Raw genomic sequence first — 25029 nt, 5'->3', positions numbered from 1 at the left:
AGGGGGGAGCTAGAGGGGGGGCAGGCGGAGTTGCAACCTCCACCTGAACTATCCACGAGCATTTCGCCCAAGAATCCCTTATATGCCGGAATATGACTTTTCCAGATAAGCAAACTGTCCTCGATTACATACGGGACAACCCCACCGCCACCACGAAACAAGCCATCGCCAAGGGCCTCCGGGTCAAGGGCGAGGAACGCAATGTGCTGCGCGCCATCCTCAAGGACCTTGAATCCGAAGGCGTCCTCCAGCGCACCGGCAAGCGGGCCTGGGCCCAGGCCGACCGGCCGCCGCCCACCGGCGTGGTCGAATTCCAGCGCATCGACAAGAACGGCGACCTGATCGGCAAGTCGGTCGGCGACAATGGGCCGTTCGGCCCCGACATCGTCTATGCCGGCCCCTCCGGCAAGCCCAAGGCCAAGGCCCCCGGCGTCGGCGACCGCGCCCTGTGCAAGATATCCGAGCGCGACGGCGAATGGCGCGCCCGGTCGATCACCATTTTCGAGAAACGCCTGTCAGACCGCCTGATCGGCCTCTATTCCGCCGCCCCCAACGGCGGCAAGGTTGCCCCCGCATCTCGCAAGGACCGGCGCGAATTCCTGATCCAGGAAGCCGACCGCAATGGTGCCAAGGACGGCGACCTCGTGATCGCGGAACCAAAGCCCCAGGGCCGGCGCCAGTACGGCCCCGCACTTGGCGAGATCACCGAGATCATCGGCCATATCTCCGATCCGCGTTCGGCCAGCCTGCTGGCCATCCACGCCCATGACATTCCCACCGAATTCCCCGAAGCCGCGCTGGAACAGGCCCGCACGGCCGTCCCGGCCGCCGCCGAGCGCGAAGACCTGACACAGGTCCCGCTGATCACCATCGACCCCGCCGATGCCCGCGACCATGATGACGCCGTCTTCGCCGAAAAGCTTGACGATGGCTGGCGCGTGATCGTCGCCATCGCCGATGTCGCCGCCTATGTCACCGAGGGCTCGCCCCTCGACAAGGAAGCCTACAAGCGCGGCAACTCGACCTATTTCCCCGACCGCGTCGTGCCGATGCTGCCATTCGAGCTGTCAGCCGACGAATGCTCGCTGAAGGAAGGCGAACTGCGCCGCACGCTGGCTGTCGAGATGATCTTCGGCACGGATGGCAACAAGCGCTCGCACCGCTTCATTCGCGGCATGATGAAATCGGCTGGCAAGCTGTCCTACGAGGAGGCCCAGGCCGCGATTGACGGCAAGCCGGGTGGCAAGGCCGGCGAGATGCTCGAAACCGTGCTGAAGCCGCTCTGGGGCGCCTATGCCGCCCTCGCCAAGGCGCGCGACAAGCGTGGCCCGCTCGACCTCGACCTGCCCGAGCGCCGCATCCGGTTCAACGAGGCCGGCGAAGTCGAAGGCATCTACACCAAGCAGCGCCTCGAAGCGCACCGCCTGATCGAAGAGATGATGATCCAGGCCAACGTCGCCGCTGCCGAGACGCTGGAACGCCAGAAAAGCCCGCTGATCTACCGCGTCCACGACACACCGTCCGACGCCAAGATCGCCGCCTTTGCGGAATTCCTGCAGACCATCGACCTCAAATGGCACATCGGCGAACGGCCCCAGACCCACAAGTTCAACCACCTCCTCGCCGAGACGGGTGGCGGCGACTATGACCAGATGGTCACGCAGATGATCCTGCGCACACAGGCCCAGGCCATCTACAGCGAGGAGAACCTCGGCCATTTCGGCCTGAACCTCGTGCGCTATGCCCACTTCACCTCGCCGATCCGGCGCTATGCCGACACGATCGTCCACCGGGCCCTGATCTCGGCGCTCAAGCTTGGTCCCGACGGCCTCAGCAAGGAAGCCGCGTCACAGCTCGAACAGACCGCCCAGCACATCTCCGACACCGAGCGCCGCTCGATGGCTGCAGAGCGTGAGGCGACTGACCGTTACCTCGCCATCTTCCTGAAGGATCGCGTCGGGGCCGAATTCGACGGGCGCATCACCGGGGTCACCGGTTCCGGCCTGTTCGTCGCGCTCGCCGAAAGCGGCGCAGACGGGTTCATTCCGATTTCCTCGATCTCGAACGACTATTGGGTCCAGGACGAGGCCGCCATGGCGCTCTACGCCCGCGGCAGCGGCAAGACCTATACCCTCGGCCAGATCGTCCGCGTGAAACTGAAAGAGGTCACGCCCCTGCAGGGCGGCCTCCTGCTCGAAATGCTGTCCGATCCGCTGCCTGCCCCGGAAGGCCGCAAGGAACAGCGGCGCAACATGGATATCGGCAACGTGCCCCGCCGTAAGGGTGGACCGCCGCGGTCCGGCGCGCCAAGGTTCAACAAGAAGACGCTTCCCAAGCACAAGCGCAAGGGCAAGGCAAAGGGTCCGCGGAGATGAACAAGCACCTGCCGGGTTTGAAATCAGCCTTTGATACCGAGGACGATGGCGACGTCGTCCTTACCGGCGAACCCAGCCCGCGCCCCAAGGATGCTGCCACGCTGATCCTCGTCCGCCGCGACGGCCCGGAGCCTCGCGTCCTGCTCGGCAAGCGCTCGGGCCGCCACAGCTTCATGCCGGAAAAATACGTCTTTCCGGGCGGCAGGGTTGACCCGCAGGATGCCCGCGCACCCACGCTGACCCCCCTGTCGGACCCCGTCGCCACCAAGCTCGCCATCGGCACCCGCCGCGCCCCTCACGCCTTCGCCCTGACCGCGATCCGCGAAACCTTCGAGGAAACCGGCCTGATTGTCGGCCGCCCCGGCCAGGCCAAAGGCAAGCCGCCCGCCGGCTGGGACCGCTATTACAGCGAGGGCGTCATGCCCAGTCTCAGGGCCTTCCAGTTCATCGGCCGCGCCGTCACGCCGCCCTTCCGCCCGAAACGGTTCGACGCCCGATTCTTCATGGCCGACGCCCAGGACGCGCTGATCGACGAGCGCCCGCCCGTCGATGGCGCCGAACTGTCAGACCTGCAATGGGTGACGCTGACCGACTCGCTCGACCTCGACCTGCCCTCCGTCACCCGGTTCATGCTGGGCGAAATCGGCGAACGGCTGGCCAGGCCCGGGACGCCTCACGGCCCGCCCTTCCTGCGCTGGACACGCAACGGGCACTCGCTGGACCGGCTTTAGAGCAGGAACACTGCTTGACTTCACCCCCGCGCCCCGTCATTAAGCCGCTTTCCAGTTTCAGACGCTAGCACAAGCGAGCCAATCCCATGGCCAAACCAGCCACTATCAAAATTCGCCTCAATTCGACGGCCGACACCGGCTTCTTCTATGTCACCAAGAAGAACCCGCGCACCAAGACGGAAAAGCTCGTGCTGAAAAAGTACGACCCGATCGTCAAGAAGCATGTCGAATTCAAGGAAGGCAAGATCAAGTAAGATCCTGTTTTTCTGCAAGTTTTGAAAAAGCCCGTTCGCAAGAGCGGGCTTTTTGCATGTCCGGGCTCAATGGTTCGGGTTGCCTTCGTGCAGGTTGCGCGCCTTGCGGATGCCCGGGAACAGGACAGACCAGGCCACAGCGATGCCTGCGGCCGCGTAACCACCGGCCACAACGGTGAACACCGCGCCCCATTTGGCGGCCATGAACCCGGCCCGCGCCTCGCCCAGCTCGTTCGACGCCCCCAGGAAGATCGAATTGACGGCGTTCACCCGGCCCCGCACGTGGTCCGGCGTCCACAGCTGCAGCAGGATCTCCCGGATATACACCGACACCATGTCGAACGCGCCGACCAGCACCAGCGCCAGGATCGACAGCCAGGCGACGGTCGAATAGCCGAACAGCGCCGTCGACAGGCCGAACAGGGCCACGCAGACCAGCATGATGATGCCGGCATGGTCGCGGATCGGGAAGGACGTGATCAGCCCGGTCACGATCAGCGCACCGATGCCCGGCGCGGCGCGCAGCAGGCCGAGGCCCGTCTCGCCCACTTGCAGGATGTCGCGTGCATAGACCGGCATCAGGGCCACGGCCCCGCCCAGCAGCACCGCGAACAGGTCCAGCGAGATGGCCCCCAGGACGATCTTCTGCTTCCAGACATAGGTGAACCCGCCAAGCACCATGCCCAGCGTCTTCGGCTCGCTGCCCGCCTTCTGTGGCGGTTTGGGGATGGAAAAGATCAGCACCGCCGCGACGGCGAACATCACCACCGCCGTGCCATAGGCCGCCACATGCGCAATGCCGTAGAGCAGGCTGCCCACGACCGGCCCGATGATCGACGCCATCTGCCAGGCTGACGCGTTCCACCCGACCGCGTTTGGGAAGTCGTCGCGCGGCACGACATTCACCGCCAGGCTGGATGCGGCCGGCGCCAGGAAGGCCCGCGCCACGCCGAACACGGTCAGGATGGCAAGCACCCAGATCGGGTGGAACTGGTTGGTGGCCGCCAGGAACAGGAGCGCTGCCGCACACGACATCTCGACGATAATCGAAATGCCCATGACCACGCGCCGGCCAAACGTGTCCGATGCCAGCCCGGTCACGAAAACCAGCAACAGCGCCGGCAGGAACTGCACCAGCCCGATCCAGCCAAGATAGATGGCATTCTGCGTCTGGTCATAGATCTGCCAGGCGACGGCAACAGACACGATTTGCGCCGCAAAGGCCGTGAAGAAGCGGGAGGTGAAATAACGGCTGTAGGAAGAATGCCGGAACGCGGCAAAGCGGTCATTCATGTCCGGGTCCCTGCAGCCGATCCGAAGCCCGGAAGTGGGCTTCACGGCCTGCAAAGTCAATCAGGCGGCGACGCTTTCGACGCGGTTGCGCCCGCCCATCTTGGCCTGGTACAGCGCCGTGTCCGCGCGCTTCGTGATATCGGCGATCGTGTCGTCCGGCCCGCGGATCGTCGCGACTCCGGCGCTGAGCGTGATCGTGATCTCCCGCTTGCCGCCGCTGACCATGAACGGCTGGCTCGCCACTGCCCTGCGGATACGTTCGGCTGCCGCACAGGCAAGGTCGCCCGGCGTGTCCGGCATGATGACCATGAATTCCTCGCCGCCCGGCCGGCAGACAACGTCCATCGGGCGCACATTCTCGCGCAGGCGGCCGGCAACTTCCTGCAGCACCTCGTCGCCCGCATCGTGCCCATAGGTGTCGTTGACCGACTTGAAATAGTCGATGTCGCACATGACGATCGATACCGGCTTGCCACCCATCACCGCGCGCTGCATCAGCTGCTGCATCTGGCTCATCATGTAGCGACGATTGTACAGGCCGGTCAGCTGGTCGATCACCGACAGTTCGAGGCCCCGGTCGACGCGATGGCGCAGCAATTCGATATACCGCGACCGGCGCGTCTGGGTCCGCACACGCGCCAGCAGTTCCTGACGGTCGACGGGCGAGAAGATCACGTCACTGGCACCGATATCGAGGCCCTTGCCGGCCCGCGCGCGATCTGACGGGTCGCAGACCAGGATGATCGAAACCGCCCGTGTCGCTTCCGTCATCTTGAAATGCGCGCACAGCCTGAGCGGATCGAATGCCTTGGCCGAGATCGACAGGATCATGATGTCGACGCCCATGGTCGCCAGGTTGCTCATGTCGCCCGCCTCGAGCAGCGTCGTGGCAGTGTGGCCGTCATTGCGCAGCATCGTGGCCATGCGGGCCGAGGTGCGGGGATTGTCGTCGATGATGAAGACACGCGCCGGGCGATGCAGTTCTTCATCCTGGGTTTCGTCCATCGCGCCGGCCTTCAGGCCGCTTGCCTGGCGCTGGCGCAATTCCGACGCGACGGCGTTGTAGCGCATCAGGGCGCCCATGCGCGACATCAGCGCGAAATCATCGACAGGCTTGGTCAGGAAATCCTCGGCGCCGACTTCCAGCCCGCGCACCCGGTCCTCGGAATCGCTGAGCGCCGTCACCATGACGACCGGGATATGCGCCGTCAGGCGATTGGCCTTCAGGCGGCGGCACACCTCGTAGCCGTCCATTCCGGGCATCATCACGTCGAGCAGGATGATTTCGGGCAGTTCCTGTTCGGCAACGTCCAGCGCATGCTGGCCGTTTTCGGCCTGCAGCACGGTGAAATACTGCGCTTCCAGCTTCGCCTGCAGGAGGCGGCGGTTGGCTTCGATATCGTCAACGACCAGGACCCGCGCACTCATGCTGCAGGCTCCTTCGGCATCAGGGCCTCGACGGCCTTAATGAATGTCATGATCTGGATCGGCTTGGAGAGATAGCCCTCGCACCCGGCTTCGCGAACGCGCTGCTCGTCGGCGCGCATGGCGAATGCCGTCACGGCCAGCACCGGGATATGGGCAACCTTGTCGTCGTCCTTCAGCCAGCGGGTGATATCCAGCCCTGACACTTCGGGCAGCTGGATGTCCATGATGATCAGGTCAGGCAGCTCCTTGCGGGCAATCTCGACAGCCTTGGCGCCGTCGCGGCACTGGTAGGTGCCGAATCCATAGGCATCCAACAGGTCACAGAAGAGACGCATGTTGAGTTCATTGTCCTCAACAACCAGCACTTTTCTGGTCCGCGCCTTGGTCATGATTCCCCGTAACTGTTAGCGATTCGGTCAGATGGTGACCGCCACCGTCCAGCTATACCTTAAATGCTTAACACCACTTTACACCCTGCCGCATGCCCGATTGCCCGGAAAGCCGGAACATGGCATGAACATCCTTGCCATGCATTCCCTTTGTCGCGACTGCCTGCATCTTGAGCGGGATGCACTCACCACCTGCCCGAACTGTGGCGGAGGCAGGGTCCTATCGCATGATTCGCTCACCACCCTGAGTATCGCGCATCTCGATTGCGACGCCTTCTTTGCCGCCATCGAGAAGCGGGACGATCCGGGCCTGCGCGACAAGCCCGTCATCGTCGGCGGCGGCCAGCGCGGCGTCGTGTCGACCTGCTGCTACATCGCACGGCTGTACGGCGTACGCTCGGCCATGCCGATGTTCCAGGCCCTGAAGCTGTGCCCGGATGCGGTCGTGATCGGATCCAACTTCCCCAAGTACACCGAAGCGGCCGCCCGCATCCGCGAAAAGATGGAAGCCCTGACGCCGCTGGTCCAGCCGGTGTCGATCGACGAGGCCTACATGGACCTCACCGGCACCGAGACCGTCCACCACGCGCCGCCGGCCGTCAGCCTCGCCCGGCTGGCCCGCGAGATCGAGCGCGATGTCGGCATCACGGTCTCGATCGGCCTGTCGGCCAACAAGTTCCTCGCCAAGACGGCCAGCGAGCTCGACAAGCCGCGCGGGTTCGCCGTCATCTCGCCCGGCGAGGCCGAAGCCATGCTCGGCCCCCGGCCAATCGACTTCCTGCACGGCGTCGGCCCGAAATTCGCCCAGAAACTGGCCGCCGACGGGTTCGACACTGTCGCCGACATCCAGCAGGCCGACATGAAGCACCTGATCGCCCGCTATGGCGAAACCGGCATGTGGCTGAAACAGCGCGCGCACGGCATCGACACCCGCCCGGTGCGCAATGACGAGGAACGCAAGTCCGTCTCCAGCGAAACCACGTTCCGCGAAGACCTGTCGGCGCTCGCCGCCCTGGAAGACCATCTCTGGAGCCTGTGCGTGAAAACCGCCGACCGGGCCAAGGCGGCCGGCGTGGTTGGCGCCGTCGTCACGCTGAAACTGAAAACCGGCAATTTCCGCACGCTCACGCGCCGCATCTCGCTGTCAGGACCAACCCAGCTGGCGCAGGAGATCTTTCGTGCCGCCCGGCCCCTGCTCGCCCGCGAGGCCAATGGGCGCGAGCGATTCCGACTGATCGGCGTCGGCCTCTCGGGCCTTGATGATCACCGCGCCGATTCCACCGACCTGCTCGACCCCAGCATTGCCAAGCGTGCCGCCGCCGAGCGCGCATCCGACCTCGCCCGCGCAAAGTTCGGCAAGGACGCCGTCGTCACCGGGCGCGCCGCACGCATCGCCCGGGAAAAGGGCGAAACGGGCTGACTTGCCCGGACCCGCGACCTGCGGCATGTGTGGGCTTCTGTTTGGCCGCGAACCGGAGCCCCATCCCATGCCTACACCTGAAGCCCGCCTCGATGCCCTCGGCATCGAACTGCCTGCACCGATGAAGCCGGTCGCCACCTATGTTCCCTATGTGATCACCGGCAACCTGCTGTTCGTGTCGGGCCAGGTCAGCGCCACCCCGACCGGCCGCATCACTGGCCGCCTCGGCGATGACATGGAACTCTCGGCCGGCCAGCACGCAGCGCGCCAGTGCGGCATCAACCTGATCGCCCAGTGCAAGGCTGCCGTCGGCGACCTGTCGCGCGTCCGGCGCGTCGTGAAGCTTGGCGGCTTCGTCAATGCCGCGCCGCATTTCACCGACATCCCGCAGGTCATCAATGGCTGTTCGGACCTGATGGTCGAAGTGTTCGGCGATGCCGGACGCCATGCACGGTCTGCTGTCGCCTGTCCGGTGCTGCCGCTCGGCGTTGCCGTGGAAGTCGACGGCATCTTCGAAATCGCGGACTGAAGCGCATGGCCCGGCATTTTGACCTGACCACCTTTTCCTACGCCCATCGCGGCCTCTGGTCGCCGGAAGGCCCGCCGGAAAACTCCCTCGCCGCTTTCCGCGCAGCGGCCGAAGCCGGCCTCGGTATCGAATATGACGTGCGGCCGTCCAAGTACGGCGAGGTGATGGTCTTCCACGACAAGAACCTGCTGCGGATGACCGGCGTCGACGCCCAGTTCGAGCAGCAGGACACGGAAGACCTGCATTCCTTTCGCCTCGCCGGAAGCGACCAGCCGATCCCGACGCTAGATGCCCTGCTCGACATCTGGCCGAATTCGCTGCCGCTGCTTACCGAGATGAAGATCGACGGCGTCACCGATCCGGCCGCGTTTGCCCGCAGTGTCTGCGAACGCCTGATGACGCATATCGGCCCGGCCGCCGCAATGAGCTTCAACGAAGAGGCCGTCGACGCCGTGCCGCAAGCGATCATGCGCGGCCAGCTGGTCTATCCGGTCAAGCGCACGAGCATTTCCGATTTTGACGCCACGCTCGCCCGCGCCGTCGAGCGCAATGTCGATTTCCTCGGCATCAACGTCGCCGATGTGGAACGCGCCGCCGTCACGCTGGCCGGGCGCGACATTGCCTTCGTTGCCTGGACCGTGCGCAACCCGGTCGAACTGAAGCGCGTGCGCCTGCTGAACGGCGCCGTCATTTTCGAACACATGCCCGTTCCACTGGCATCATGATGCCACGCGCCCTAGATTGAAGGGCATGGACGACACTGCGCTCAAGATCACCATCGTCCCGGCCCTGGCCGAGGTATCCCCGCAGGAATGGAACGCCGTCGCCAACCCGCCCGGCGAGCGCTACGATCCCTTCCTCAGCTGGGAATTCCTCGAAGCGATGGAAAGCTCCGGTGCCGCCACGCCGAACACCGGCTGGATCCCGCGCCACCTGCTGATCCGCGGCGAGAGCGGCACATTGCGCGCCGCCATGCCGCTCTACGCCAAGATGCATTCGCGCGGCGAATTCGTGTTCGACCACAGCTGGGCCGACGCCTTTGAACGCGCAGGCGGGGCGTATTACCCCAAGCTCCTCGCCGCCGTGCCGTTCACCCCCGTCACCGGCCGCCGCCGCCTCGTGCCGCCCGGCCCTGACGCGCCGCAACTGAAAGCCGCCCTCCTCGCTGGCGCCATCCAGCTCGCCGAGGAAAACAAGGTCTCGTCACTGCACATCAATTTCGTCGATGCCGAGGACGCCGACCTGCTCGCCAATACCGGCCTGCTCGCGCGCACCGACCAGCAGTTCCGCTGGGAAAACGATGGCTATGCCGGCTTCGACGACTTCCTCGCGGCGCTGTCCTCGGCCAAGCGCAAGAACCTGCGCAAGGAGCGGGCGAAAGCGCAGGAAGGCCTTACCTTCGTCCACCTCACCGGCGACGCGATCACCGAAGACCATCTCGACCGGTTCTTCCATTTCTACATCGACACCGGCAGCCGCAAATGGGGTTCGCCCTATCTCACCCGCGAGAGCTTCTCCCTGCTGCGCGAACGCATGGCGGGCGACCTACTCTTCGTCTTCGCCATGGAAGATGGCGAGCCGATCGCCGGGGCCATGAACCTGATCGGCTCGGACACGCTCTATGGCCGCTACTGGGGCTGCAGCGACCACCGTTCCATGCTGCACTTCGAGACCTGCTATTACCAGGCCATCGACTTCGCCATCGAGCACGGCCTGAAATATGTCGAGGCGGGCGCCCAGGGCGGCCACAAGCTGGCCCGCGGCTATGTCCCCATGCTCACCCGCTCTGCCCACTGGATCGCCCATCCGGGCCTGCGCGACGCCGTCGCCGACTATCTCACCCGCGAACGTGAAGCAGTTGAATCCGATATGGACTATCTCGCAGGTAGAGCACCGTTTAAGAAGGACGGATGAGTCCATCCGTCGTCCTGCGCAGTTACAGCCGTGTCGAGGAAGCGCTCGTCGTCTGCTCTGCACTGCAGGACGCCGGCTTCGACGCCACCATCGATAATCTCAATCACGCGATACTCGAATGGTACCTTGTGCCGGCGCTTGGCGGCATTCAGGTGCGTCTTCCCGCGATGCAGCTGGAACCCGCCCGGGCGCACCTCAACGAAATGGTCCAGACAGCCGAAGAGCGTCTGATCGAAGTCACCGGGCAGGCGACGGACCCAATCCATCACCGTTACTGGCGCGTATGGACCGGGCTTGCGATCTTTGTCGGTGTGTTCAACCTGTTCGGCATCGCCGTGTTCTGGCTGATCGACAAGATCATCCCCCCGAAATGGGTGACGATGCCGGAAGTTGACGTTGTCCCCTTCTTTGATTTCGGGCTGACAATCGCCGAGCCGCCAAACCTCAAGGGCTTGCTGTTCCTTTTGGCGTTGGTGCTGATAACATGGAACGAGATCTTTGAAATCCGGCGCGCCGAAAAGCGGCCTGCAAATGAAAGAAACGATCCTTCATGACCCTTCACGCCCCCTATGATCCCGACAATGTCTTCGCCAAGATCCTGCGCGACGAGATGCCCGCCGTGAAAGTCTACGAGGACGACACGTCACTCGCCTTCATGGATGTCTTCCCGCAAAGCAAGGGCCACACGCTGGTCGTGCCGAAGCATGTCACGGCCCGCAATTTCCTCGACATGCCGCCGGAAAAGCTCGGCGCCTACATGCTCATCGTCCAGAAAGTGGCGACGGCGGTCGAGGCCGCCTTCAAGCCCGATGGCCTGATCATCAGCCAGTTCAACGGTGCCCCGGCCGGGCAGACCGTCTACCACCTGCACTTCCACGTGCTTCCCCGCTGGGAAAACGTCCCCCTCGTCCGCCACGGCACCGCCGGCATGGCAGACATGGGAGAGCTGGAGGAACTGGCCGCGAAGATTCGCGCCAAGCTGTAAGGGATATGGCCGCTCAATTTATCGCAATTCATTCTCCAAAAGCGGATAGGAAATCGCGAGATTCCGAATAACCTGAATGCCTGCATTTGGAGATTCGCATTCATGTTCAGTCGGCTCGTTACACTTCTGTTCGCGTCACTCGTCGTCTTTGGAACGGCCGACGCACAAGACAGGTCTTCCCTCGACAGCCCCACATGCATGATGTGGTCGGAGGCGCCGATATATGGTCGCCTCCTGGACGACTATTCGCATCCATTGTTCATCTGGTACTGGTATGCCTATGGCTTCAGCGAAGTCAGGCAGTTTCCGAACTGGGTGAACCAGCAAGACAGGTTTGCCGAATGCTTTGAAGGCAAATCCAAAGGCAAATGCGGTTTCAAGCCGAACGGTTCGATCCGCAAGGCGCTCGCCAAGAACCGCACCGATGGTTTCGACAAGAAGCCCCTGAAGAACCTGTTCCAGGAAAGCCCGCCACCTGAAGCAATCGCATATGCGATGAAGAGTCTCGGCACCTGTTTCGGTGATGCGCCCGCGCTGCCAACGCTTGACCAGCTGGGCCTTGCAAGCGGCGAATTCGACATGGACGCGTGCATGCAGCTCGCCACACGGATTACTTACGGTTCCGAAAACCTGTCGCGCGAACTGGCAGCCCATGACGGTTGGGGCATCGCTCTGTTCGAATACATGACCAAGCCGGGCGTCTCGTCTCCCGGCAAGGCATGCCGGGTCGTGCCGAAGGCAGGCCTGCCGGCGATCAACGCCTTCCTCGAACACAGGAAGCAACAGCAGGTCGCCTATGACAATCGAACAATCGCCCAGCGGGTCGCAGGCCTCGATGCCTTCGACATCACCTACAGCCTCGTTTACCGCACCATATCGCACGAGCACGCCGCAACCCGGCCGCTGCCGGAGGGCGCCTATGAATGGGCGGTCGACTATGGCGCGAAGGTGGCAGACGGCTATCCCGAACCCGCCATCCCGGACGCTGTCCAGCAATGGGCCCTGGAACAGCCGCTCGACACTTTTGAGACGGTGGAAGACCCTTTCGCATCGCGCAAGCGCGTTCACCCGCATGAAATCACGCAATCTGTCTGGGCACGGCGCGTCAGGTCGCAATTGGACAAGGCTGCACCGAATGAGGAGCGCATTGCCGTGCAGGAGGGGTGTTCCATCCTCTGGGGATATGCCTGGGGCGATGTGCAGTTCGGCAAGCGCAGTCCGCAGACCACTGGTGAAGCGGAATATTACCGCCTGTTGACGCAGACGCCTGACAAATGGGCCCAGACCATGTGCAACGAGACCCCTGTCGGCATTTTCCACGCAGCCAGGGCGCGTTACGAGAAAGAGCAGCTTGAGGCGTCACTGCCACCCAAGCCGAGTGAGTGGGACGAGATCAACCAGCGCCTGCAGGATTATGCCGACAGGCCAAGCGCGATCAACGAGCCCTACAAGGCACCGACCACGCGGTGCTACATTACCGGCGAAACGCAGGGGGGCCTCGCAAACAAGGTCTGCTTCACCAACTAGGCAACGCTGGCGGCCCTATACTCCCAGTTTCGCCTTCAGGATCTCGTTGACGGCTTTCGGGTTGGCCTTGCCGCCCGAAGCCTTCATCACCTGTCCGACGAACCAACCAAGCGTCTGGGGCTTCTCTTTCACACGTTCGACCTGTTCCGGATTGGCCGCGATGATCTCGTCGACCACCTTCTCGATCGCGCCGGTATCGGTCACCTGTTTCAGGCCGTGCTTCTCGACAATCGCGGCTGCCTCGCCCTCGCCCGCAATCATGCGCGCGAACACGTCCTTGGCGATCTTGCCACTGATCGTCTCGTCACTGATCAGCGCGATCAGGCCGCCCAGCGCTTCGGCTGAAACAGGGCTGTCAGCCAGCTCCAGGCCTTCCTTGTTGAGATAGCCGAACAGTTCCTGCGTCACCCAGTTGGCCGCCAGTTTCGCGTCGCGGCCCTTGGCCACGGCCTCGAAATACTCGGCCTTCTCCGCGTCCGCGATCAGCACGCCCGCATCATAGTGCGAAATGCCGTACTCGGATTCAAACCGCGCGCGTTTCTGGTCTGGCAGCTCCGGCAGGCTCGCCTTGATCTCGTCGATCCAGGCCTGCTCGATTTCCAGCGGCAACAGGTCAGGGTCGGGGAAATAACGGTAATCGTGCGCGTCTTCCTTCGACCGCATCGAACGGGTCTCGCCCTTGTCCGCGTCGAACAGGCGTGTCTCCTGGTCCACCGTCCCGCCGCCCTCGATGATCTCGATCTGGCGGCGCGCCTCGTATTCGATCGCCTGCTGGATGAAGCGGAACGAGTTCATGTTCTTCAGCTCGCAGCGCGTGCCGAGATGGCTGAAATCACCCGTCTCGCGGAATTTCTCGTACTGGCCCGGGCGGCACACCGACACGTTCACGTCAGCGCGCAGGTTGCCCTTTTCCATGTCGCCGTCACAGGTGCCGAGGGCAATCACGATGGCGCGGATCTTCTTGACATAGGCGGCCGCCTCGGCGGGCGAACGCACGTCCGGCTTCGACACGATTTCCATCAGCGCCACGCCAGAGCGGTTGAGGTCCACATAGGTCGAGTTCGGGTCCATGTCGTGGATCGACTTGCCGGCATCCTGCTCCAGGTGAAGGCGCTCGATGCGGCACGGGAAACTGTAGGCCTCGCCGCCATGGGCGGGCTCGACATCGACATCAATCTCGCCTTCGCCGACAATCGGATGGGCGAACTGGCTGATCTGATAGCCCTGCGGCAGGTCGGGATAGAAATAGTTCTTGCGGTCGAACCGGCTGTAGAGATTGATCTCGGCCTTCAGGCCAAGGCCCGTGCGCACCGCCTGTTCCACGCATTTGCAGTTGATCACAGGCAGCATGCCCGGCATCGCGGCATCGACCAGCGAGACATTGCAGTTCGGGTCGGCACCGAACGCCGTGGAAGCGCCCGAGAACAGCTTGGCGTTGGACGCCACCTGCGCATGGATCTCCAGCCCCATGACGACTTCCCAGTCGCCGGTTTCGCCTTTGAGTACGTAGGGTGTGCGTGTGGTCATCGGGTTCCTGCCAGTTCAAACGGGATCATATCTTGCCTGCTTCCTTCGCGCGCCGGTAACGCTCGCGCCGGGCATCCATCTTTTCCTGCACCGAGGCAGACTGCGGCACGCGCGTCGGCACTTCGGACGTGGGCGCTGGCGCTGCGGCGGCCTCGGCGGGCGTGTCATCTTCCAGCTTGCCTTCGGCGATCAGCTGCTTGCGGCGCGCCGCCACCCGCGCCTCACGTGCCTGGTGCGCGGCACTCTTGGAATTGAACAGGCCCGCCAGCAGGCCGGACTTCGGCGCATCGCCCGGCAATGCCGCATCCTCGGCCCGTTGTGCCCGCCGCGCCAGGATGCGCGACACCCGGAACGCCACATAGGCCGCCACAAGGAAGGCCACCAGCAACATGCCCGACATGCTGGGCGCGAACAGGTCATACCCGTTCTGCGCCAGCATTCCCCACATCAGGGCCAGCGATATAACGAGCATGACAGCGAAAAGAACGAGAAAGCGTTTCATGCGCGCCAGCCTACCACCAGCGGCCCGGCTTTGCCACGAAGCCAGCTGCACGTTCCAGTTCGCCGCCAACGCGGAAACAAGCCGCCTCGTCCAGCGCCTTGCCGATCACCTGAAGGCCCAGCGGCAGGCCGTTCTTCGACAGGCCGGCTGGCACCGAAATGCCCGGCAGGCCGGCAAGATTTGCCGTCACCGTGAACACGTCATTGAGATACATCTCGACCGGGTCGCCGCTCTTCTCGCCAAAGGCAAAGGCGGGGCTCGGGCAGGTCGGCGTCAGCACCGCGTCACAGCTTTCAAAGGCCTCGACAAAATCGTTGAGGATCTTGGTGCGCACCTTCTGCGCGCGCAGGTAATAGGCGTCGTAATAGCCGCTGGACAGCACATAGGTGCCGATCAGCAGGCGCCGTTGCACTTCCTTGCCAAAGCCGCTGGCCCGCGTGCCTTCATAGGTCTGCGTCAGGTTGTTGCCCTCGACGCGCGCGCCATAGCGCATGCCGTCATAGCGGGCGAGGTTGGACGAGGCTTCCGCCGGCGCCACGATGTAATAGGCTGGCAGCGCGTATTTGGTGTGCGGCAGGCTGATATCGACGATCTCCGCCCCGGCGGCTTTCAGCCAGGCGATGCCCTGTTCCCACAGCGCGTCGATCTCTTCCGACATGCCGTCCATCCGGTATTCCTTGGGAATGCCGATGCGCATGCCCTTGACGCCCTGGGTGACGGCACCGCGCCAGTCAGGCGTTTCGACGTCCAGGGACGTGGAATCCTTGGCGTCATGGCTGCACATCACGTCCAGCAGGATGGCGCTGTCTTCGACGGTCTTGGCGATCGGGCCGGCCTGGTCGAGCGAGGAGGCAAACGCCACCATGCCGTAACGGCTGGCCCGGCCATAGGTCGGCTTGATGCCCACAGTGCCCGTAAAGGCAGCAGGCTGGCGGATCGAGCCGCCGGTATCGGATGCCGTCGCCGCGAGGCAGAGGTCTGCCGCCACGGAGGCTGCCGACCCGCCCGACGAGCCGCCCGGTGTCAGGCTCTGATTGTCGCCTTCCCGACGCCACGGGTTGATCACATTGCCGAATTTGGACGTTTCGTTCGACGAGCCCATGGCGAATTCGTCCATGTTCAGCTTGCCCAGCATGACTGCGCCCTGGTCCCACAGGTTCTGCGTGACGGTGGATTCATAGGTCGGCGTGAACTCGCCCAGGATGCCGCTGCACGCCGTCGTGCGCACGCCCTTGGTGCAATACAGGTCCTTGATGCCCAGCGGCGCGCCTTCCAGCTTGCCGCCCGTGCCCTTGGCCAGTTTCGCATCAGATGCATCGGCCATGGCCAGCGCCTTCTCCGGCGTCTCCACCACGAAGGCGTTCAGGACCCGGGCGCCCTCGATGGCGCTCACGAAGGCCTGCGTGATCTCGCGCGCGGAAAACTGCTTGTTCTTCAAGCCATCCAGTGCTGCTGCGAGGGTGAGTTTGGTCAAATCGGTCATGTATAATCCCGTGAAGAAATCTGCCCGCCTGCTATGACGGCTTGAGGGGAAAGTTCAAGTCTCCGTGTCCGCGCTTGTCAGTTCCCGGAACCCGGCGCATCATCACAATCCTCATACTTTGCCCGGTTTTTAGCGCTTTCCGGGACAGCACCTGAAAGGGATTCGTCATGCGCCTCACCGTTATTGCACTTTCCACCATTTTCCTTGCCGCCTGCGCCAGTCAGGCCCCCGGCGACGCCAAGCCGAAGGGGGTCGCCCAGTTCGCCGGAGACGCCCGACTCGGCGAAGAGGTCAACAAGATCTGCTTCACTTCAACCATTGACGGTTTCCATGATGCCACCCGCGACACTGTCGTCTTGTCCAAGGGAAATGACGATTACCTCATCGAGGTCTACGGCAACTGCTTCAACCTTGACCAGGCCGAGCAACTTGCGGTCGATTCGAGCCTGAGCTGCCTGAACCGGGGCGATCACATCATCACATCCGATTCCATTTCGGGCTTCAACAACACGTCAGGCCTCGGCGTCCAGCGCTGTACGGTGAAATCCATGCACAAATGGGATTCCCGGGCCAAGCCGGCGCCCGAAGCGGAAAAATCGGAATAGCGCCGCAAGGCGGCTGTGCTAGACAAGGCGCCATGCCCCATTCCACACAGGCCTCGACCGTCGAGGTAAAGAATTCGCCCTTCCACGGTCGTGGCCTGTTCGCCGCCGCCCCCATCCGGGCCGGCGACATCATTGCAGCCTATCCGCTGCTGATCCTCTCGCACGAGGACACCGCCACGGTGCGCTCCACGCTGCTCCACCATTACGTCTTCTATGTCGATGAGGATGCCTCCGGCGCGACGCGCGCGGCGGTCGCTTTCGGCGAGATTTCGATGTGCAATCACAGTCCCGAGGCGAATGCCGACTTTGTCGTCGACGCCGCCGCCGAGACGGTGACGCTGACAGCCCGCCAGGCCCTCAGGCCCGGCGACGAAATCCTCATCGACTACGAGGAATTCGCTGACGAGATCATCTGACCCCTCAGGCTCAGGTGATCATGTAGGCCGTGTAGCTGGCCGGGAAGAAAACCATCACGGTAATCGCCAGGTAGAACAGGGCCGTTGCCAGCGCATTGAAAGCCTTGGCAACGGTGCGGTGCTTGGAAATCCGGGTTGTCATTGTGTATCTCCTTGTGGGTTGGTTGATGCGCCCAGGAGTACGCCCGGCCTGCCCTGCCAGGTAGTTCAGGGTGTAGAGTAACGCGCTTCAGGAAGTGAAGTAATCAACTCTTCTTTGCGAAGTTTCAGGTCTGGGCGCCGACCAGGGCCCGCAACTCCCGGCGCAGCACCTTGCCGATCGGCGATTTCGGCAGCTCGTCGACAAAATGCACCCGGCGTGGCCGCTTGTAGCCAGTCAGGCGCCCGGCGCAGTGGGCCTGCACCTCGGCCGCCGTCAGGGCCGGATCCCGGCGCACCACAAAAGCATGCATCATGTCGCCGGATTCGCCGTCCGTGACGCCTGCAACCGCCGCTTCGGCAATGCCCGGATGGTCGGCCAGCACGGCATCGACCTCACTCGGGAACACGTTGAATCCGCCGACCAGCAACATGTCCTTGCTGCGATCCACGAGGTAGACATAGCCGTCATCGTCGAGATAACCGATATCGCCGGTCTTCAGCCAGCCGGCATGATAGGCCGCCGCCGTCGTCTCGGGACGGCCAAGATAGCCGGCCATCACCTGCGGCCCCGCCACCGCGATTTCTCCGGTCTCGTCCGGCGCGGCAAGGCTGCCATCCGCCCGCAGGATCGCCACGGCCGTGCCCGGCAGGGGCATGCCTGCCGAACCGACCCGTGTGCGGGCATCCGGCGTATTGACGCTGATCAGCGTCGTTGTCTCGGTCATGCCATAGCCTTCGATGACGCTTGATCCGGTCAGGGCCGTCCAGTCGGCGCGCACCGACGGGCTCAGCGCCATCGCACCGGAAATCGTCAGGGTCAGCTGGGGCGGGTTCTGGTAGAACCACTTTTCGTCCATCAGCTTTTCAAACAGCGTGCTCACGCCCGGGAACACGTCCGGCCGGAATTTCCGGAACGCCGCCTTCAGGTTCGACAGCGGCTTGGGGCTCGGCACCAGCACCAGGTGCGCCACGTTGCGCAGCGCGATGATCGACGCGAACAGGCCGAACACGTGATAGACCGGCAGTACCAGCAACATGGTCTGGCCCGGCTTGTCGATCATGTGCGGCGACAGGCTGGCGAACTGGTCGACATTGGTCACAAGGCCCGCCTCGGTCAGGCGCACGCCCTTGGACACGCCGGTCGTACCGCCCGAATACTGGTAGATGGCGTCCTCGTCCGCCGTGCGGTCCGGCGCATAGTCGGCGACGGGGGTCGCATGCCGCGCACCGCGTTTCAGCGCCGCCGCCATCGACACGTTGGCAACCGCCAGCGGGCGGCCCATCTTCTTGACGTGGCGCAGCACGAAATTCATCGCCGCCTTGCTGACCGGCGCGAAAAAGTCCGTCAGCGCCAGCGTGATGACACGCTCCACCCCGGTGCCGAGCAGGGCGTCTTCCGTGGCATCCGGAAACAGGCTGGACGTGATCAGCACGCTCGCCCCGGCATCGCGCAGCTGGCGGCGCGTCTCGTAGGCGGTGTACATCGGGTTGATATTGGTCAGCACCAGCCCGGCGCGCAGGACGCCCAGCATGGCCACGATATAGGACATGCAGTTCGGTGACTGGATCGCAACGACGGCGCCTTTGGCCAGGCCGAGTTCGTCACGCAGGTAACGGGCAAGATTGGCCGAATGCTTCTCCACGGCGGCAAAGGTCAGCGTCGCGCTGGCACCGTTCGGCAGGGCCGTCGACAGGAACGGCTTCTTGCCGTGGTCACGGGCCGCCGCTTCCATCAGGTCTTCGATCCGCCGGGGCACATAGGTTCCGAGGTGCGTGTGGAACGCGGCCGCTTCCCGGTTGTAGAAGCGCGGGACTGGCTGGTCCTCGAAAGGAACGGGCACGGAAGGCGCAGCGATCGACATGTTTTCTCCAGCCAAAGACAGATCGGTTTCGTCCCAACCTGACACACGGCCTTTGAATTATGCTGAAACCGATCGGTGAAATTTCACCGATCCGGTTCTTATCTTCCTGTAAACACTGGTTTTCGTTTCCCGGTCGCCGCCGCCACGCCTCTGGCCGCCGGTCCCGGACGGGAACAGCGGCGCAAGGCGTGGCGGATTACGTTTTAGCGCTTGAGGTGCTCAAGTCCCTTGATCGCGCCGGTCTTCAGGGAGGGGTTGGACGCGTTGGTCTTCACCTTCTCCGCCTTCGGCTTTCGGACTTCCTTGTTCGTCTTCTTCTGACCCTTGGCCATGATCGTCTTCCTGTGCTGGGACCCGAAACGGGTCCACTCCTACAGGTGGGGCGTGCCTCGGCCTTAAATAAGGCAGGGCAGAAACTAAGTTCGATGTCCTGAAAGGCGCGGCAGGCCTATTCGACGGCTTTCGGCACGACGAAGAACCCGTCGGCGCTGCTCGGCGCATTGGCCAGCACCTGGTCCTGGATGTTGCCATCCGTCACCACATCCTCGCGCATCGGCAGGGTCGTCGCCACAACCGACGTCATCGGTTCGACGCCGTCAATGTCCACTTCGTTCAGCTGGTCGATCCAGCCGAGGATGCCGTTCAGCTCGCCGGCCATCTCCTCGAGGCGCTCTTCCGGCACGGCAATCCGCGACAGGCGGGCAACCTTGCGGACATCATCCTTGGTAACACTCATGGCGCGGGCTCCGGTCGTTTGGCTTCGATGCGGCCGGAATACGCGATAGGCAACAAGGCTTCAAGGCGCTATGTGAGCGCGCTATGGCTGTCATTGAACTCGACTCACTGCCGCGCACCGGCGTCCTTCTCGGCATCGACCCCGGCGCCAAGGCGATGGGCGTCGCCGCGACCGATGCCCTGCGCATGATCGCGAGCCCCGTCGAGGTCGTGCACCGCGGCAAGACGCTGGCCCCCTCCCTCGCCCGCCTGTTCGAGATCTATGACGAACGCGGCGCAGTCGCCCTCGTCATCGGCCTGCCGCTCAACATGGACGGCACCGAAGGCCGCCGGGCCCAGTCCGCCCGGGCCCTCGCCTACAATATCCTGCTGAAGCGCGACGTGCCGATCCTCTTCCAGGACGAGCGCCTGTCCAGCGCCGAGGCGGAAAACGCCATGCTGGAAGCGGCCATCTCCCGCAAGCGCCTTGCCGAGCGCATCGACGCGCAGGCCGCTGCCATCATCCTGAAATCCACGCTCGCCCTGCTGGACCGCGCGGGATGACGGGCTTCCTCTATGCCCTGTTGCCGGTCATCGCGATCGTCGCGCTGGGGCATGTCCTCTCCGTCCGAAAATGGATTCCGGCGGAAAGCTGGCGCGCCATCGAGCGCCTGTCCTATGTCGTCCTGTTTCCCGCGCTGATCATCCGCACCCTCGCCAACACGCCATTCGAAACCGCACCGTGGCGCCTGGCCGCCGCCCTGATCCTCGCCCAGCTCGTGCTCGCCGGCATCGGCCTGGCTGCCCGCCTCCTGCCCGGCATGGAGCGCCCCGCCGTCGGCACGATCATCCAGTCCAACGTGCGCTGGAACACGATGATCGCCCTGTCCATCGGCAGCCTGCTCTATGGCCAGGAAGGCCTCGCCCTCGTCACCATCGCCGCTGCCGTGATGATCCCCACCGCCAACGTCCTCTCGGTCTACGCCCTCATCGCGCATGCCGAGACACCGCATGGCCCGGCCCCCAGGCCGCTGCTCGCGCTGGCCCGCAACCCGATCGTCCTCGCCTGCGTGCTGGGAATCGCGCTGGCCGCCACCAATGTCGAGCTGCCCCGGCTGGCCAATGACATGCTGCGCATTCTCGGCGATGCCGCGCTCGCCCTTGGCCTCCTGTCCGCCGGGGCCGGTGTCGACCTCTCCGCCCTGAAGCGCGCCGGCCGGCGCACGCTGACCTGGTCGCTGGTCCGCCTGCTCGGCCTGCCGGCGCTCGCCATCGGCTTCGGCCTGGCCTTTGGCCTCTCCGGCATGGCGCTGACCATTGCCGTGATCTGCGCCGCCACGCCGACAGCCACCAGCTCCTACATCCTTGCCCGCGAACTCGGCGGCGACGCCCCCCTCGCGGCCAACCTGATCGCCGTGCAGACCGTCCTCGCCATGCTGACCCTGCCCCTGCTCTACCTCCTCGTCAGCGCCTGAGACTTGCAGACAGCCGGAATCACGCCTAAACCGCCCCAAATCGAAAGGGCCTCCATGCCTAAGGCGGGATACACTTACAGCTTCGATCACGCGCACCTGCTGGGAATCGAAGGTCTTCATCCCCTCGATATTACGCACATACTGGATCTTGCAGACCGCTATGCGGATGCCACCCGCGCCGGCCAGCGCGCCGATCCCGTGCTGACCGGCCGCACCGTGGTGAATCTCTTCTTCGAGAATTCCACCCGCACGATGAGCAGTTTCGAGATCGCCGCCAAACGCCTCGGCGCCGATGTCATCAACATGCCGGTCGCCCATTCCAGCGTGAAGAAGGGCGAAACCCTGATCGACACGGCCATGACGCTGAACGCCATGAAGCCGGACGTGCTGGTCATCCGGCACTCGGCCTCGGGCGGCGCGAAACTCCTCTCCCGCAAGGTCGACTGCGCCGTCATCAATGCCGGCGACGGCACCCACGAGCACCCCACCCAGGGCCTGCTCGACACGCTCACCATCCGCCGCACCAAGGGCCGCATCGAAGGCCTCAAGGTCGTCATCTGCGGTGACATCGCCCACAGCCGTGTCGCGCGCTCCACCACGATGGCGCTCCACCTGCTTGGCGCCGAGGTCCACCTTTGCGGCCCCCGCACCCTGCTGCCGCCCGGCACCGACACATGGGGCGCCGCCAGCGCGACGACAGATTTCGACGCGGCCCTGAAGGGCGCCGACATTGTCATGATGCTGCGCCTGCAGCTGGAACGGATGGACGGTGCCTTCCTGCCCAGCCGACGCGAATATTTCCGGTATTTCGGCCTCACGGCCGACCGGCTCGCTCTGGCCCTGCCGGACGCCACGGTGATGCATCCCGGCCCGATGAACCGGGGGATCGAGATCGAAAGCGCGATTGCCGACGGCCCCCGCTCCGTCATCACCGAACAGGTCGAGATGGGCGTCGCCGTGCGCGAAGCCGTCCTCGACCTTCTCGCGGGGACACGCACATGAGCCTCTCGATCCACAATGCCCGCCTGCTTGACCCGGCCACCGGCATGGACGAACCCGGCGCGATCTTCATCGACAAGGGCAAGATCAGGGACATCGCAAAAGGCCAGTCCGGCCCGCACAAGGATGCCAGGGACAGCCTTGACGCCGGCGGTCTCTGCCTCGCGCCCGGCCTGATCGACCTGCGCGTCAAGACCGGCGAACCCGGCGACGAGCAGAAGGAAACCCTCGCCACCGCGTCCCGCGCAGCTGTCGCCGGCGGTGTCACCAGTTTCGTCGTCATGCCCGACACCCGCCCGACGCTCGACGATGTCGCCCTTGTCCGCTTCATCACCGAGCGGGCCCGCGAAACCGCGAAGGCCCGGATCTATCCCTCCGGCGCGCTGACGGTGGGCCTGAACGGCGAACAGATGGCCGAGATCGGCCTGATGGCAGACGCCGGGGCCGTCCTGTTCACCAATGGCGACGTGCCTGTCCCCAATGCCTCGATCATGAAGCGGGCGATGGCCTATGCCGCCAGTCGCGGCGCCCTCGTCATGTCCCGCCCTGACGACCGTGCCCTGTCTGCGTCCGGCGTGATGAATGCCGGCGCCTTCGCCGCCCGTGCCGGCCTGTCCGGCATGCCGGTCGAGGCCGAATGGATCGGCGCTGCCCGCGATGTCATGCTCGCCGAATCGACGGGGTGCCGCCTGCTTCTGGACCAGGTGTCCACCGCCCGCACGCTGGAAATCGTGGCCGAGGCCAGGGCGCGCGGCGCAAAGGTCCACGCCACCGTCGCCGCCCACACCCTGTTCTTCAACGAGCGCGACGTCGGCGACTATCTCACCTATTGCAAGGTCAACCCGCCCTTCCGCGACGAGGAAACGCGGCAGGGCCTGATCGACGCCCTCAAGCGCGGCGAGATCGATGCCGTCGTCTCTGCCCACGATCCCCAGCCGCCCGAAGAAAAACGGCTGCCCTTCGGCGAGGCCGCCTTCGGGGCCGCCGGGCTTGAGACAACGCTCGCCGCCCTGATGAGCCTCGTCAACGACGCAGGCCTGCCGCTGCTCGACGCGCTTGCTGCCGTCACCAGCGGCCCGGCTGACCTGCTCGGCCTGCCACAGGGCCGCCTGAAACCCGGCGCGCCGGCTGATCTCATCCTGTTCAATCCCGGCAAGCCCTGGCTCTGCGACCGCGAGCACCTGCGCTCGCGCTCGACCAATTCACCCTTCGATGGCCGGCGCCTGCAGGGCCGCGTCATGCGCACGCTGGTCGGTGGTGAAACCGTGTTCGAATTCGCCGCCAGCTGACCGGTTGGGGGCGACATCGCGCAAAACTGCCCTGCGGGTAATCCACGGCGTTGACCGCTCCCATGCTTGCTGTCACATCGCAGCATGGGGTGCACAGGAAACAGGCTGTTACGGTTCGGGATTGCGCTTGCCTGCGCAACCCTCGCCATGGCGTTGACAACAGCGCCGCAGCCGGTGCCCACCACGCCACCCCCGCCCGTCTCACCCGTCCAGCGCTGCATGAACTTGAGCAACGCGCTCGAAGCCCCGCGCGAGGGCGACTGGGGCTATACGGTCCGGACCGAGGACATCGACCGGTTGGCCGAGGCCGGCTTTGACACGATCCGCATCCCGGTAAGGTGGTCGGCCCATGCCGGCTGGTGGGGCAAGTACAAGCTGAAGCCGGACATGCTCGAGCGGACCGATGCCCTCATCGACCATGCCCTTGCGCGCGGCATGAATGTCATCCTGAACGTCCACCACTACAACCAGATGAACGCGCGGCCCAGACGCCACGAACGGCGCCTGGAGGGCATCTGGAAACAGCTTGCCAGCCATTACCGCGACTATCCCGACTCCCTGATCTTCGAAGTGCTGAACGAGCCGAACCGCAAGATGACCCCGCAGCGGACAGATGCGCTGAACAAGCGTATCGTGCGGAATATCCACGCCGACCAGCCGACCCGCTGGGTCATCCTCGCGACGGCGGAATGGGGAACCCTGAGGGGCCTGCTCAAGAGCAACCCGCCGGCCGACCCGTTCACGATCCTTTCACTCCACTATTACGAACCCTTTGCCTTCACGCATCAGGGCGCCGATTTCTACAAGCCGACCCCGCCGCCCGGCCGGTCCTGGGGTGCAGGCGTCGATACCGACCGCCTGCGCCGGGACTTCGCGGCAGCCGCCGGTTTCCGTGATGCGCACAACCAGCCGCTTCTGCTGGGCGAATTTGGTGTCTATGGCGGCGTGCCCGACGCGGACCGCGCGCAATGGGTGCGGGCCGCGCGAAAGGCCGCCGAGGAGCACGGATTCGGGTGGTGCCACTGGGGCTTTTCCGGGAATTTCAATGTCTACGATGTGCAAACGGAGACGTGGAACGAGCCCATGCGCGCCGCCCTGCTTGACGATTGACCTGCAAGCCCTTGCCGCGCGCAGTTCCGCTTCGTAGACCAGTCGCAACAAGGCCGTACGG

Annotated in this window: 27 protein-coding genes; 17 read left to right on the top strand and 10 right to left on the bottom strand. The window is 64.3% G+C overall.

Annotation, left to right across the window (positions count from 1 at the left end; genetic code table 11):
- The first annotated feature begins 92 nt into the window (after nucleotides 1-92).
- From rnr to rpmG, 3 genes are all read left to right on the top strand, one after another.
- On the top strand, nucleotides 93-2375 hold the full coding sequence (gene rnr / locus HJO_RS01680; RefSeq protein WP_035612929.1) for a ribonuclease R: 2283 nt from the start codon (nucleotides 93-95) through the stop codon (nucleotides 2373-2375).
- Nucleotides 2372-3106 carry an NUDIX hydrolase gene (locus HJO_RS01675; protein ID WP_035612927.1) on the top strand — a complete coding sequence of 245 codons (735 nt, stop codon included), beginning with the start codon at nucleotides 2372-2374 and terminating at the stop codon, nucleotides 3104-3106. Before rnr ends, HJO_RS01675 begins: the two co-directional genes overlap by 4 nt.
- Before the next feature lie 86 nt (nucleotides 3107-3192).
- Nucleotides 3193-3360, top strand: coding sequence for a 50S ribosomal protein L33 (rpmG, locus tag HJO_RS01670; RefSeq protein WP_035612925.1), 168 nt, complete (start codon nucleotides 3193-3195; stop codon nucleotides 3358-3360).
- A gap of 66 nt (nucleotides 3361-3426) precedes the next feature.
- Here the strand turns inward: rpmG and HJO_RS01665 are convergent, their stop codons facing one another.
- Genes HJO_RS01665 through HJO_RS01655 form a run of 3 tightly spaced genes read right to left on the bottom strand, consistent with a single transcriptional unit; the run spans nucleotide 3427 to nucleotide 6470 of the window.
- A complete protein-coding gene (locus HJO_RS01665; protein WP_035612923.1) occupies nucleotides 3427-4653 on the bottom strand; it encodes an MFS transporter in 1227 nt (408 codons plus the stop codon).
- A 60-nt stretch (nucleotides 4654-4713) separates the two neighbouring features.
- Entirely contained in the window at nucleotides 4714-6081 is a 1368-nt protein-coding gene (locus HJO_RS01660) for a PleD family two-component system response regulator (RefSeq protein WP_035612922.1), read from the bottom strand.
- A complete protein-coding gene (locus HJO_RS01655; RefSeq protein WP_035612919.1) occupies nucleotides 6078-6470 on the bottom strand; it encodes a response regulator in 393 nt (130 codons plus the stop codon). The genes HJO_RS01660 and HJO_RS01655 overlap by 4 nt, the downstream gene beginning before the upstream one ends.
- Nucleotides 6471-6594: 124 nt before the next feature.
- Between HJO_RS01655 and HJO_RS01650 the strand changes: the two genes are divergently transcribed.
- From HJO_RS01650 to HJO_RS01620, 7 genes are all read left to right on the top strand, one after another.
- Nucleotides 6595-7890: a DNA polymerase IV gene (locus HJO_RS01650; protein ID WP_241764648.1), complete on the top strand. Its 1296-nt coding sequence runs from the start codon at nucleotides 6595-6597 to the stop codon at nucleotides 7888-7890.
- Nucleotides 7891-7957: 67 nt separating this feature from the next.
- Nucleotides 7958-8419 (top strand): RidA family protein, encoded by a 462-nt coding sequence (locus HJO_RS01645; protein ID WP_035614202.1) that lies wholly within the window; start codon nucleotides 7958-7960, stop codon nucleotides 8417-8419.
- 5 nt (nucleotides 8420-8424) lie between these two features.
- Nucleotides 8425-9144 (top strand): glycerophosphodiester phosphodiesterase family protein, encoded by a 720-nt coding sequence (locus HJO_RS17445; protein WP_051617962.1) that lies wholly within the window; start codon nucleotides 8425-8427, stop codon nucleotides 9142-9144.
- A gap of 25 nt (nucleotides 9145-9169) precedes the next feature.
- Nucleotides 9170-10333 carry a GNAT family N-acetyltransferase gene (locus HJO_RS01635; protein ID WP_035612917.1) on the top strand — a complete coding sequence of 388 codons (1164 nt, stop codon included), beginning with the start codon at nucleotides 9170-9172 and terminating at the stop codon, nucleotides 10331-10333.
- Nucleotides 10330-10887, top strand: a complete 558-nt coding sequence (locus HJO_RS01630; protein ID WP_035612916.1) for a hypothetical protein — start codon at nucleotides 10330-10332, stop codon at nucleotides 10885-10887. The genes HJO_RS01635 and HJO_RS01630 overlap by 4 nt, the downstream gene beginning before the upstream one ends.
- On the top strand, nucleotides 10884-11318 hold the full coding sequence (locus HJO_RS01625; protein WP_035612914.1) for an HIT family protein: 435 nt from the start codon (nucleotides 10884-10886) through the stop codon (nucleotides 11316-11318). Before HJO_RS01630 ends, HJO_RS01625 begins: the two co-directional genes overlap by 4 nt.
- Nucleotides 11319-11420: 102 nt before the next feature.
- Nucleotides 11421-12845, top strand: a complete 1425-nt coding sequence (locus HJO_RS01620; RefSeq protein WP_035612912.1) for a hypothetical protein — start codon at nucleotides 11421-11423, stop codon at nucleotides 12843-12845.
- A 15-nt stretch (nucleotides 12846-12860) separates the two neighbouring features.
- Here HJO_RS01620 and gatB read toward each other — a convergent pair whose 3' ends face one another.
- Genes gatB through gatA form a run of 3 tightly spaced genes read right to left on the bottom strand, consistent with a single transcriptional unit; the run spans nucleotide 12861 to nucleotide 16357 of the window.
- Nucleotides 12861-14372: an Asp-tRNA(Asn)/Glu-tRNA(Gln) amidotransferase subunit GatB gene (gene gatB / locus HJO_RS01615; protein ID WP_035612910.1), complete on the bottom strand. Its 1512-nt coding sequence runs from the start codon at nucleotides 14370-14372 to the stop codon at nucleotides 12861-12863.
- Between the two features lie 25 nt (nucleotides 14373-14397).
- Complete coding sequence (locus HJO_RS01610; protein ID WP_035612908.1) at nucleotides 14398-14874, bottom strand: hypothetical protein; 477 nt, start codon at nucleotides 14872-14874, stop codon at nucleotides 14398-14400.
- A gap of 10 nt (nucleotides 14875-14884) precedes the next feature.
- Nucleotides 14885-16357 (bottom strand): Asp-tRNA(Asn)/Glu-tRNA(Gln) amidotransferase subunit GatA, encoded by a 1473-nt coding sequence (gene gatA / locus HJO_RS01605; protein WP_035612905.1) that lies wholly within the window; start codon nucleotides 16355-16357, stop codon nucleotides 14885-14887.
- A 167-nt stretch (nucleotides 16358-16524) separates the two neighbouring features.
- Between gatA and HJO_RS01600 the strand changes: the two genes are divergently transcribed.
- Together HJO_RS01600 and HJO_RS01595 are read left to right on the top strand one after the other, a co-directional pair.
- Entirely contained in the window at nucleotides 16525-16962 is a 438-nt protein-coding gene (locus HJO_RS01600) for a DUF6491 family protein (protein WP_035612896.1), read from the top strand.
- A 32-nt stretch (nucleotides 16963-16994) separates the two neighbouring features.
- Nucleotides 16995-17378 (top strand): SET domain-containing protein, encoded by a 384-nt coding sequence (locus tag HJO_RS01595; protein ID WP_035612893.1) that lies wholly within the window; start codon nucleotides 16995-16997, stop codon nucleotides 17376-17378.
- A 10-nt stretch (nucleotides 17379-17388) separates the two neighbouring features.
- On the opposite strand, the gene HJO_RS18785 is transcribed toward HJO_RS01595, so the two are convergent.
- The 4 genes from HJO_RS18785 to gatC all read right to left on the bottom strand — a co-directional run bounded on the left by HJO_RS18785 (nucleotide 17389) and on the right by gatC (nucleotide 20117).
- Nucleotides 17389-17520: a hypothetical protein gene (locus HJO_RS18785; protein ID WP_277813146.1), complete on the bottom strand. Its 132-nt coding sequence runs from the start codon at nucleotides 17518-17520 to the stop codon at nucleotides 17389-17391.
- Nucleotides 17521-17644: 124 nt separating this feature from the next.
- Nucleotides 17645-19381, bottom strand: coding sequence for an AMP-binding protein (locus HJO_RS01590; RefSeq protein WP_156945382.1), 1737 nt, complete (start codon nucleotides 19379-19381; stop codon nucleotides 17645-17647).
- 203 nt (nucleotides 19382-19584) lie between these two features.
- Nucleotides 19585-19713 (bottom strand): hypothetical protein, encoded by a 129-nt coding sequence (locus HJO_RS18780; protein ID WP_277813145.1) that lies wholly within the window; start codon nucleotides 19711-19713, stop codon nucleotides 19585-19587.
- A gap of 116 nt (nucleotides 19714-19829) precedes the next feature.
- On the bottom strand, nucleotides 19830-20117 hold the full coding sequence (gene gatC, locus HJO_RS01585) for an Asp-tRNA(Asn)/Glu-tRNA(Gln) amidotransferase subunit GatC (protein WP_035612891.1): 288 nt from the start codon (nucleotides 20115-20117) through the stop codon (nucleotides 19830-19832).
- 83 nt (nucleotides 20118-20200) lie between these two features.
- Here gatC and ruvX point away from each other — a divergent pair, with 83 nt between their 5' ends.
- From ruvX to HJO_RS01560, 5 genes are all read left to right on the top strand, one after another.
- Complete coding sequence (gene ruvX, locus HJO_RS01580; RefSeq protein ID WP_035612888.1) at nucleotides 20201-20659, top strand: Holliday junction resolvase RuvX; 459 nt, start codon at nucleotides 20201-20203, stop codon at nucleotides 20657-20659.
- Entirely contained in the window at nucleotides 20656-21570 is a 915-nt protein-coding gene (locus tag HJO_RS01575; RefSeq protein ID WP_035612885.1) for an AEC family transporter, read from the top strand. The genes ruvX and HJO_RS01575 overlap by 4 nt, the downstream gene beginning before the upstream one ends.
- Before the next feature lie 54 nt (nucleotides 21571-21624).
- Nucleotides 21625-22572 (top strand): aspartate carbamoyltransferase catalytic subunit, encoded by a 948-nt coding sequence (locus tag HJO_RS01570; RefSeq protein ID WP_035612882.1) that lies wholly within the window; start codon nucleotides 21625-21627, stop codon nucleotides 22570-22572.
- Nucleotides 22569-23858, top strand: coding sequence for a dihydroorotase (locus HJO_RS01565; RefSeq protein ID WP_035612879.1), 1290 nt, complete (start codon nucleotides 22569-22571; stop codon nucleotides 23856-23858). Before HJO_RS01570 ends, HJO_RS01565 begins: the two co-directional genes overlap by 4 nt.
- Nucleotides 23859-24005: 147 nt before the next feature.
- The gene (locus HJO_RS01560; protein WP_051617958.1) at nucleotides 24006-24968 is read left to right on the top strand and encodes a glycoside hydrolase family 5 protein; all 963 of its coding nucleotides are present in this window, start codon (nucleotides 24006-24008) and stop codon (nucleotides 24966-24968) included.
- Nucleotides 24969-25029: the final 61 nt, after the last annotated feature.

This window comes from Hyphomonas johnsonii MHS-2 (assembly GCF_000685275.1).
In the GTDB taxonomy this organism is placed as follows: domain Bacteria; phylum Pseudomonadota; class Alphaproteobacteria; order Caulobacterales; family Hyphomonadaceae; genus Hyphomonas; species Hyphomonas johnsonii.
The sequence above is the reverse complement of the archived record's forward strand: the minus strand, read 5'-3'. Positions and strand labels throughout refer to the sequence as shown.

Excerpts from the sequence above, each read along its gene's own strand:
- gatC (WP_035612891.1), bottom strand. The coding sequence starts at position 20,117 with ATGAGTGTTACCAAGGATGATGTCCGCAAGGTTGCCCGCCTGTCGCGG.
- HJO_RS01630 (WP_035612916.1), top strand. The coding sequence starts at position 10,330 with ATGAGTCCATCCGTCGTCCTGCGCAGTTACAGCCGTGTCGAGGAAGCG.
- HJO_RS01620 (WP_035612912.1), top strand. The coding sequence starts at position 11,421 with ATGTTCAGTCGGCTCGTTACACTTCTGTTCGCGTCACTCGTCGTCTTT.
- rpmG (WP_035612925.1), top strand. The coding sequence starts at position 3,193 with ATGGCCAAACCAGCCACTATCAAAATTCGCCTCAATTCGACGGCCGAC.
- HJO_RS01610 (WP_035612908.1), bottom strand. The coding sequence starts at position 14,874 with ATGAAACGCTTTCTCGTTCTTTTCGCTGTCATGCTCGTTATATCGCTG.
- HJO_RS17445 (WP_051617962.1), top strand. The coding sequence starts at position 8,425 with ATGGCCCGGCATTTTGACCTGACCACCTTTTCCTACGCCCATCGCGGC.
- HJO_RS01660 (WP_035612922.1), bottom strand. The coding sequence starts at position 6,081 with ATGAGTGCGCGGGTCCTGGTCGTTGACGATATCGAAGCCAACCGCCGC.
- HJO_RS01625 (WP_035612914.1), top strand. The coding sequence starts at position 10,884 with ATGACCCTTCACGCCCCCTATGATCCCGACAATGTCTTCGCCAAGATC.
- ruvX (WP_035612888.1), top strand. The coding sequence starts at position 20,201 with ATGGCTGTCATTGAACTCGACTCACTGCCGCGCACCGGCGTCCTTCTC.
- HJO_RS01635 (WP_035612917.1), top strand. The coding sequence starts at position 9,170 with ATGGACGACACTGCGCTCAAGATCACCATCGTCCCGGCCCTGGCCGAG.
- HJO_RS01590 (WP_156945382.1), bottom strand. The coding sequence starts at position 19,381 with ATGTCGATCGCTGCGCCTTCCGTGCCCGTTCCTTTCGAGGACCAGCCA.
- HJO_RS01665 (WP_035612923.1), bottom strand. The coding sequence starts at position 4,653 with ATGAATGACCGCTTTGCCGCGTTCCGGCATTCTTCCTACAGCCGTTAT.
- HJO_RS01675 (WP_035612927.1), top strand. The coding sequence starts at position 2,372 with ATGAACAAGCACCTGCCGGGTTTGAAATCAGCCTTTGATACCGAGGAC.
- HJO_RS01560 (WP_051617958.1), top strand. The coding sequence starts at position 24,006 with ATGGCGTTGACAACAGCGCCGCAGCCGGTGCCCACCACGCCACCCCCG.
- HJO_RS01570 (WP_035612882.1), top strand. The coding sequence starts at position 21,625 with ATGCCTAAGGCGGGATACACTTACAGCTTCGATCACGCGCACCTGCTG.
- HJO_RS01650 (WP_241764648.1), top strand. The coding sequence starts at position 6,595 with ATGAACATCCTTGCCATGCATTCCCTTTGTCGCGACTGCCTGCATCTT.
- HJO_RS01565 (WP_035612879.1), top strand. The coding sequence starts at position 22,569 with ATGAGCCTCTCGATCCACAATGCCCGCCTGCTTGACCCGGCCACCGGC.
- rnr (WP_035612929.1), top strand. The coding sequence starts at position 93 with ATGACTTTTCCAGATAAGCAAACTGTCCTCGATTACATACGGGACAAC.
- HJO_RS18780 (WP_277813145.1), bottom strand. The coding sequence starts at position 19,713 with ATGGCCAAGGGTCAGAAGAAGACGAACAAGGAAGTCCGAAAGCCGAAG.
- HJO_RS01645 (WP_035614202.1), top strand. The coding sequence starts at position 7,958 with ATGCCTACACCTGAAGCCCGCCTCGATGCCCTCGGCATCGAACTGCCT.
- gatB (WP_035612910.1), bottom strand. The coding sequence starts at position 14,372 with ATGACCACACGCACACCCTACGTACTCAAAGGCGAAACCGGCGACTGG.
- HJO_RS01595 (WP_035612893.1), top strand. The coding sequence starts at position 16,995 with ATGCCCCATTCCACACAGGCCTCGACCGTCGAGGTAAAGAATTCGCCC.
- HJO_RS01600 (WP_035612896.1), top strand. The coding sequence starts at position 16,525 with ATGCGCCTCACCGTTATTGCACTTTCCACCATTTTCCTTGCCGCCTGC.
- HJO_RS01655 (WP_035612919.1), bottom strand. The coding sequence starts at position 6,470 with ATGACCAAGGCGCGGACCAGAAAAGTGCTGGTTGTTGAGGACAATGAA.
- gatA (WP_035612905.1), bottom strand. The coding sequence starts at position 16,357 with ATGACCGATTTGACCAAACTCACCCTCGCAGCAGCACTGGATGGCTTG.
- HJO_RS01575 (WP_035612885.1), top strand. The coding sequence starts at position 20,656 with ATGACGGGCTTCCTCTATGCCCTGTTGCCGGTCATCGCGATCGTCGCG.
- HJO_RS18785 (WP_277813146.1), bottom strand. The coding sequence starts at position 17,520 with ATGACAACCCGGATTTCCAAGCACCGCACCGTTGCCAAGGCTTTCAAT.